The organism is uncultured Campylobacter sp. (genome assembly GCF_937949835.1).
Classification (GTDB): Bacteria; Campylobacterota; Campylobacteria; order Campylobacterales; family Campylobacteraceae; genus Campylobacter_B.
The window spans coordinates 1-2,576 of sequence record NZ_CALEDC010000452.1; the positions used below are offsets into that span (position 1 = coordinate 1).

At 41.8% G+C, this 2,576-nt stretch carries 4 protein-coding genes; all 4 read left to right on the top strand.

The window, feature by feature from the left end; translation table 11 throughout:
- Window positions 1-379 (top strand): hypothetical protein (locus tag Q0256_RS10010; protein ID WP_297962652.1); only part of this gene is annotated, 379 nt, incomplete at its 5' end.
- A gap of 9 nt (window positions 380-388) precedes the next feature.
- Window positions 389-1,459 carry a type II secretion system protein gene (locus Q0256_RS10015; protein WP_297962654.1) on the top strand — a complete coding sequence of 357 codons (1,071 nt, stop codon included), beginning with the start codon at window positions 389-391 and terminating at the stop codon, window positions 1,457-1,459.
- Entirely contained in the window at window positions 1,459-1,992 is a 534-nt protein-coding gene (locus tag Q0256_RS10020; protein ID WP_297962656.1) for a hypothetical protein, read from the top strand. Before Q0256_RS10015 ends, Q0256_RS10020 begins: the two co-directional genes overlap by 1 nt.
- 15 nt (window positions 1,993-2,007) lie before the next feature.
- Window positions 2,008-2,550, top strand: a complete 543-nt coding sequence (gene raiA / locus Q0256_RS10025) for a ribosome-associated translation inhibitor RaiA (RefSeq protein ID WP_297962658.1) — start codon at window positions 2,008-2,010, stop codon at window positions 2,548-2,550.
- The last annotated feature ends 26 nt before the right edge of the window (window positions 2,551-2,576 follow it).

A 2,576-nucleotide genomic window follows, 5' to 3' on the forward strand; every position in this document is an offset into this window, starting at 1 on the left:
AGGGCTTTCTATGGGGGGCGGATCATATAACGATATAGACGATTACGATGGTTTTACAACCAGGATAAGAACCTCCGATCTAGTGGGTAGAAGCAGTAGGGGCGATTTTGTTTTAGATACCAGTATATCTATAGCGGTAGATTACATAGCAGATCCATTTGCTCCGGCTGATTACGAAAGCGCTAGGAGTTTAAGTGGCGTATTGAGAAATACTCCAAACGACGGCACTCCTACCAATATCAAAATGGTTTCCGTTACTGCAAGCGACGTAAATGACCCTACTGCTAAAGATGGCACCCCGAAAGGCATCGTTTTAAGAACATATCTAACAAATATCGGCGTAGGCGGGCAGACGACCGTTTCTAGGCGTGTAAGGTAGAGGCGCGAGATGAAAAGGGCTTTTACTTTAATAGAGTTAGTGTTCGTCATAGTCATTTTGGGTATTATCTCGATGTTTGGAGCGGATCTATATACTAAAATTTATAGATCTTATGTGCATGTGCGCGCAGTAAATCAGCTTGAAAATAGAACGCAAAACGCTCTTATACTTATCACTAATAAATTGGAAAATAGAATTAAAAGCAGCACGATAGCTCGCGAGATAGGCGATGCTAACGACACTGCAAACTTCGTACCCATTAGCGATCTTACCGATCCAAAATACGATGTGCTAGAGTGGATAGGACAAAGCGTAGAAACTAGAAATATAGGCAATAGAATGCCTGGCTGGAGCGGGTTTATATCTCTTCATCAGCTAAGAGATCAAACTTGGACTCGAGATGCAAATAATGCAGGCTTTATAGGTGATACTAGAAACGCTTTTAATATGGTATCGCTAGGAAGTAACTTCCCTCAGGTAAATCAGATCGTAAGAAACCTCAGGGCTACTACATACCGCAACCCTTCAAACGATGCCAGTGTAGCTCTTATATTTAGAATCGTCACCAATGACGCATCTCCTACTAGTGTAAATATAGGCTATGGTTATGATGGGACTTTTCAAGCGGATGGTAGCAATAGAGTACTTGTAGCTGTAGGTACTCCTAGTAATGCGGGAGGCGGAAATATAAACGGCGAGACTATAAATATAGCTCAATATCCGGGTAACCCCAATAATGACGATCATCAAGAATTCTCCGAGCAGTATTATTTGGCTCACACGGCTTATGCGATAGTCCCTACTAATGTCGAAATTTACACTAAAGATCAAGCAGGAAATTTAAGTAAAAATTTCGATTTGGTTTTGCGTTATAATTATCGCCCTTGGAGCAATATAGAAGAAGATACGCGATCTTTTAGAAATGCTAGTAGCGCCTTGTTGGCGGAGGACGTAAGTTTGTTTAGATTTAAAAACGATAACGGCGCCGTTGCGCTTAAACTATGCATGAGAGACGACGGTAGAAATTTTGATCCAGCCGAGTTGGATCTGAATGTTTGTAAAGCACAGGTGGTGTACTAATGAAAACTATGCAAAAAGGCTTTGCTCTAGTAGCAGCCATATTTTTTATCATCATTGTAGCGACTACGGCTATTACGGCATTATCTATAGCATCTATGACTGCCCGCGATGTAAATAACATTCAAAATAGAGAGCAGGCTATGCTTTTGGCTCAAAGTGCTACCGAGCTGGCGGTTTTGGCTATGCAAAGGCATCAGTATTTAACGAGCGAACTTATGGATCAACACAAGACGGTATCGGATTATCCTACTCTCAATACTATCAGGCTAGCATATCCGTCAAATGATCCAGCTCAAAAGATGTTTGACATTACCGTGACATTCGGATATTTCGATAGACAGCTAGGAGCGCCGGGCAATAATACCGTCGCTTATAGTAACTTTGGGGAAGCTTCTACTGCAGTGCGACCTTCCGGCGTAACAGGCGCCGTTCTAAGCCATGCTGCACTTGTAGACGTAATAGTGGAGTCAAATACGGCGGTTATGGGCACGCCAAGGGTTAGATATCACAGACGCACTATTCAAAAACCATAATGCAAAGGAGAGGCGATGAATTTAAATATCGTAGGTAAGCAGTTTGAGCTAACGGAAGCTATCAAAAATTATGTCGAAAACGCATTTGAGACGCTAGAAAAATATAATCTCGACATCATCTCGGGGCGTTGTGTAATTTCTGCCGACGAGAAGCAAGGCAAAAAAGGTTTTGTAGTGGATTTTTCATTAAATTTAGCGCATCAAGACACTATCGTCGTGCGCCAAAAAGATAAAGATCTCTATGCCGCCGTCGATCTCATCGTAGAGCGCGCCTCAAAAGTGCTTCGCAGATACCACGATAAGGTAAATTCTCACAAAAATCGCGACGAAATGAAGCAAAATGCCGTAGATAATGCAATCGGCGCTAATGAGCCAAATTTAAACGACGAGGTTGATGAAATCGTCCCTACCGAGCTAGAGCTTTATAAACCACTAGAGATTGATGAAGCGCTAAATAAGCTGAAAGAAAGCACCGATCAGTTTTTGGTTTTCAATGATATGGACGCTAAAATGCGTGTGCTTTATAGGCGCAAGGACGGTAAATTCGGCTTATTTTAGAATTTTAGAATTTTAGAATTTTAGAA